The 5,056-nt window shown below is 62.4% G+C and carries 4 protein-coding genes and 1 pseudogene; 4 read left to right on the forward strand and 1 reads right to left on the reverse strand.

What is annotated here, in order from left to right; genetic code table 11:
* Positions 1 to 11: 11 nt before the first annotated feature.
* Positions 12 to 1,022 (reverse strand): dimethylarginine dimethylaminohydrolase family protein, encoded by a 1,011-nt coding sequence (locus JF66_RS13375; protein WP_035878937.1) that lies wholly within the window; start codon positions 1,020 to 1,022, stop codon positions 12 to 14.
* A 184-nt stretch (positions 1,023 to 1,206) separates the two neighbouring features.
* Here JF66_RS13375 and JF66_RS13380 point away from each other — a divergent pair, with 184 nt between their 5' ends.
* The 4 genes and pseudogenes from JF66_RS13380 to JF66_RS13395 form a co-directional block, all read left to right on the forward strand.
* Positions 1,207 to 1,791, forward strand: coding sequence for a helix-turn-helix transcriptional regulator (locus JF66_RS13380; RefSeq protein ID WP_035878938.1), 585 nt, complete (start codon positions 1,207 to 1,209; stop codon positions 1,789 to 1,791).
* A 285-nt stretch (positions 1,792 to 2,076) separates the two neighbouring features.
* Positions 2,077 to 3,693: a thiamine pyrophosphate-binding protein gene (locus JF66_RS13385; protein ID WP_035878939.1), complete on the forward strand. Its 1,617-nt coding sequence runs from the start codon at positions 2,077 to 2,079 to the stop codon at positions 3,691 to 3,693.
* A 70-nt stretch (positions 3,694 to 3,763) separates the two neighbouring features.
* Complete coding sequence (locus JF66_RS13390) at positions 3,764 to 4,696, forward strand: ABC transporter substrate-binding protein (protein ID WP_051973527.1); 933 nt, start codon at positions 3,764 to 3,766, stop codon at positions 4,694 to 4,696.
* 2 nt (positions 4,697 to 4,698) lie between these two features.
* Positions 4,699 to 5,056: pseudogene (locus tag JF66_RS13395) on the forward strand (hypothetical protein); the annotation flags it as partial.

The following is a 5,056-nucleotide window of genomic DNA, read 5'->3' on the forward strand; positions in this document are numbered from 1 at the left end:
GGTGCCCCGCGCTAAGCCCAGTCACGCTGGAGTTCCATTGTTGAGCAGTGCAGACCGCCACCGTTTTTGAGAATTTCGCGGAACGGAATTGCGGTGACGTCGATCCCGGCCTCGTCGCGCAGCATCGAGGCAGTTCGTGGCAAATGATCGGGCATGATGACCTTTCTTTTGTTGAGGACGAGCATATTGCAGGCCCATTCTTCGCGACTGTCCACCTCGAGGGTTTCAATTCCCAGGTCCCAGAGGGCCGTCATGTAGTCGTAAGGAGCGAGGCGAGGGTTGACCAGGGCAAGGTTGTCGTCGAGCATGACCGAACACATGTCGAGGTGAATGAGGTAACCGGGCAGGTTGACCTGCTTGAGCGCGATTCCCTGTTCGTCGAGTATTCGGGCCAGCTGACGGTATCCCTCTGGGTTGCATCGCACGGAGGTGCCGAAAAATGCCAGGTCCTTGCGCACCTTCACGAAGCTGCCCCCTTCGACCAGCCCCTCGCCCGTGATGGTGCCGAGAATCGGCAGACCCGCGGCGGCGACAGTCTGCGTAATGGATTGCTCTTCGCCGCGGCGCATGCGCGGGGCGAGGCGGCCGATAATTGCGCCGCCCGGAATGGTGACGAGGGGGTCGCGTGTATAGACGGCCTTGGTGAACGTGTCGGCTAGTTCGGGGGCGAAGACGACCTCAACGCCGTTCTCCGTGAGCGCGTCAACAAAGCCTTGGTACTGCGTGTCGAGGAGGGTCATGTCGGGGGCGTCGGGGCCGGTCCAGTACCACCGGCGGTGCGGATCTACGAGTGCTCCGAGTTCCTCATTCCACGCCGCCTCGGTGATGTGTGCCAGGCCGCGGCTCGGGCGGCGCATGAGTACCGAGCGAAGTCTTCCTACCTCGTCGGCTGCACCCCAACGGCGCCCCCAGACGGATTCGAGTTCGCCGTGATCGGAGAATGGCGGCGAAGCCTCGGGGCCCATGAGACGGTGGAATTTGCCGTCCGATAGTTCCATGGTCGAGTCGCTGAATATGGTCATCTGAGGTGTCCTTTCGTGGGCTTCACGTCTTGCGCCCCACCAGTGCGACGCTTGGGTTCTCTGCACACCATGTGCACATCTCGGCCACGTGGTTGTTCTGAAAGCATAATATGTTGCTTTTCCAGCAACAAGCGAATTCACCTGTCAGAATGGGATTCTCACATCTGCGTTGTCAGGAGAACCCATGCGTCCAATGCCTGTCGAACCCTCTAACCAGCGGGCGGCCATTGGCAGTCGTCTGCGCGCAGCCCGCCGTGCGCAGCAGTTCACGATTGACCAGCTCGCTGTTGCGACAGGACTCACCAAGGGCTTCATCAGCCGTATCGAACGCGATATGACCTCACCGAGTGTGGCAACGCTCGTTGCCCTCTGCGAAGTTCTGAACGTGAGCATCGGTGACCTGTTCTTGTCCTCCGCCGGTGAACTTGTGACGTGGGAGAACGCGCCGCACATCAACCTCGGCGGCGTGGGCGTCAATGAACGCCTTCTCAGCCCGCGCCGTGAGGGCCGGGTTCAGCTGGTGCGTTCCACGGTGGTTCCGGGAGGCACCGGAGGGGACAAGTTCTACACCGTGAACTCGCCCGTTGACGTCGTACACGTGCTGTTCGGTTCATTGACGGTCCAGTTCAGCGACCGCACGTGGCAGCTCGCCGCGGGGGATTCCCTCACGTTCGATGGCCGCGAACCGCACACCTGGGTCGCTGATCCGGTCGTTGAAACGGAACTCATCTGGGTTCTGGCCCCAGCCGCATGGGAGGGCTCGGTCTAACCCGCGTCCGCTGAAATGTTCGGCCCGACGCCCCTGGCGGTTGAGGGTTTGCTGCACACTGCTGGCGGTTCCGGCCACAGGCTGCGCGATGCGTGGGTGCCGGTTGGCTGAGCCGCGGCTGAGCCCCCGCTGGACGTGTTTCGTGTTTTCGCGCGCTGTGTGAACTCTGTGTTACAAAGTCGCCTTTGGCACAAAAACCTTGCTTTCTTGTTTACTGACGGAATACTTTAGTTACATCACAAGGAAATCACGGGTGTCGTGGTTTGAGGCAGGGGACCGCGGAACATGACCGACAATCGACGTACCGGCGGTGACCTTGCTGTCGAAACCCTCGAAGCGCTGGGTGCCCGAACCGTCTTCGGAATCCCCGGGCAGCATGCCCTGGGGCTCTTCGATGCCCTCAGCCGCGGTCACCTTCACTTCGTGAGCTCGCGGGTCGAAAACAATGCAGCCTTCGCCGCAGACGGGTATGCCCGGGCCACCGGAGAGGTGGGTGTCCTGTTCCTGTCGACCGGCCCCGGTGCCCTCACGGCGCTTGCGGGCCTGCAGGAGGCGCACGCAACAGGCGTGCCGCTCGTTGTTATTGCCAGCCAGATTCCCCGCGTGGGGTTGGGAGGCGCCAGGAAAGGCCTGTTGCATCAGCTCGACGACCAGCGCGATGCCGCGGCACAGGTCACCAAAGACACCTGGCTCGTTCGCACGCCCGGTCAGATCCCCTCGGCCATTGCGGATGCCTGGACGCTCGCGATCTCTGCCCCGGCCGGCCCCGTCTGGGTCGAAATACCCCAGGACGTGCTGCTTGAAGCAACTCTTCTTCCCCGCGTGATCGACGTGCGGGCGGTTGCCGTTGCACGCGCACCACGGGCAGAACTCATCGAAGAGGCGGCGCGGTTGCTCGACGGAGCACGAAACCCCGTCATTCTCGCCGGCGGTGGCGCGCGGCGCTCCGGAGCTCACGAGGAACTCCGTGCGCTCGCTGAACGAATCCAGGCCCCGGTGGTGAGCACTCCCGGCGGCAAGGGAATCTTCCCGTGGAATCACGCGCTAAGCGCACAGTCCTGGATCGAGGACGCGCACACCACTCAACTGCTCGAAGACGCCGACGTACTCCTGGTCGTGGGCACCTCGTTGGGGGAGATCACCAGCAACTACTTCACCTTCGCACCCACCGGCAGCCTCATTCAGATCGACGCCGAGGCCCGGGTGCTCGAATCCAACCACCCGGCGCTGGGCATCCACGCCGACGCGGCCCTGGCACTGCGGGCTCTCGCCGATGCCGTTCAGCCTGCACAGCACTCCGACGTGGAGCGCACGGTGAGCGCGCTCCTGGGCAATGTAGAGGAACGGCTCACTGGCCAAGACCTTGGCCTCGAACGACGGCTGCTGGCAGACATTCGCTCGGCCGTTCCGGATGACGCCGAGACATTCTGGGACATGACCATCGCCGGATACTGGGCGTGGTCGGCCTGGGATCCCCGGACCGGTGGATTTCATAGCGCTCAGGGTGCCGGTGGACTCGGCTTCGGTTTTCCGGCCGCTCTCGGTGCAGCCGCGGGAACGGGCCGACGTACCCTGGCCGTCTCCGGCGACGGCGGCGCCATGTACTCGATCGCCGAATTGGCTGCCGCACGTCAACACAACCTCCCGGTTACCTGGCTGATCGTCGATGACGGCGGCTACGGAATCCTTCGGGAGTACATGGTCGCGAGCTTTGGTCAAGCCATCGGCACCGAACTGTCCCGTCCCGATTTTCCGGCTCTGGCGGCCTCCTTCGGCGTGCCCGCCTGGAACAGCACTCCAGAAACGCTTGCAGCCGACCTCGTCGAAGCCTGGGCCGTTGACGGACCCACCGTCGTCGTTCTTCGCGCCCATCTCACGATGTTCGCGCCCACTCACCTCTAATTTTCCCGCTCAGCACCGCCACAACAGCACCGCTCATCCTGCACGGCCCATCACAATAATCGAGGAAAATATGTTCTCTGCGAACACCCGCCCGACGCGAAATATCCGTCCGCGAATCGCCGTCATTGTCGCTGGACTGGCATCGGTCGCCCTACTCTCTGGATGCGCCCCGGCCGCCGCCCCGGCTGCTGAGACATCCCCGGAGGCGGCAGTGAGCGCCGACAGTGCCCTTTTTGAGATGTTGCCCGCCGATATCCAGGCCAGCAAGGTGATCAAGATCGGTACCGAGGCCATGTACGCTCCCTATGAGTATCTCGACGCCGACGGCGCCACGATTGTCGGACTGGACCCGGACCTCGTGACCGCTCTCACCCAGCGACTTGGCGTCACCTTCGAGCTGACCAACGCCGCATTCGATGGGCTTCTTCCGGCCCTCGACGCGAACCGATTCGACATGCTCGCGGCCGGGTACACAAACACCGTCGAGCGTCAGGCCCAGTACGACTTCGTGAACTACTACAAGTCCAGCCAGGGCATTGTTGTGAAGACCGGAAACCCCGAGAACATCACCGAGATGGCTGACCTGTGTGGCCAGCCGGTATCGGTCTTGAAGGCATCCGCTCAAGAGAGCATGCTGGTTGCCCTCAACGAAGGCGATTGCGCCAGCAAGAAGGTCGACATCGTTTCGCTGCCCGACAATCAGACGGCATTCCTGCAGGTACAGAGTGGTCGGGTGAACGCCCTGCTCGTACAGGATGCCGTGGCGCGCTACAACATTGCTCAGCAGGGCAAGAGCAGCACCTTTGAGGTTTCGAACACCGAGCTGATCACGCCAACCCTCGTGGGCATGATGTTCCGTCAGGACTCCACCGACCTGCGTGACGCTATTCAGGCGTCGCTCCAGTCGCTGATCGACGATGGGACCTACGCCAAGGTCTTGGATGCCCACAACGTTGGTACCGGCGCTGTCGACTCCGCAACCATCAATGGCGAAATCGAGTAACGATGTCATTTCACGAAACGGAGACCGGGACGCTGGAAGTGGCTTCGCCGGCCGCGCCCGGTCTCCGGGTCGTGCAAAGCCGCAAGTATGGCCAGTGGATTTCGGGTGCCATCGTGGTAGCGGTGATTGTCGCGTTTGTGAACGCCATCGCAACCAACGATTCCATCCGGTGGGAGGTGATTGCCCAGTACCTGGCATACCCCACAATCCTGTCGGGTCTGTGGACGACCGTCTGGCTCACCGTCGTGAGCCTCATTATTGGCGTTCTGGGTGGCATCCTGCTGGCCGTCATGCGTATGTCCAAGAACGTCGTACTCTTTGCAGTCAGCGGGGCATACATCTGGCTTTTCCGCGGCACGC

It is taken from the genome of Cryobacterium sp. MLB-32, assembly GCF_000738085.1.
Taxonomy (GTDB): domain Bacteria; phylum Actinomycetota; class Actinomycetes; order Actinomycetales; family Microbacteriaceae; genus Cryobacterium.

Bases quoted from the DNA above. Each gene is read 5' to 3' on its own strand.
- JF66_RS13375 (WP_035878937.1), bottom strand. From the start codon at position 1,022: ATGACCATATTCAGCGACTCGACCATGGAACTATCGGACGGCAAATTC.
- JF66_RS13380 (WP_035878938.1), top strand. From the start codon at position 1,207: ATGCGTCCAATGCCTGTCGAACCCTCTAACCAGCGGGCGGCCATTGGC.
- JF66_RS13385 (WP_035878939.1), top strand. From the start codon at position 2,077: ATGACCGACAATCGACGTACCGGCGGTGACCTTGCTGTCGAAACCCTC.
- JF66_RS13390 (WP_051973527.1), top strand. From the start codon at position 3,764: ATGTTCTCTGCGAACACCCGCCCGACGCGAAATATCCGTCCGCGAATC.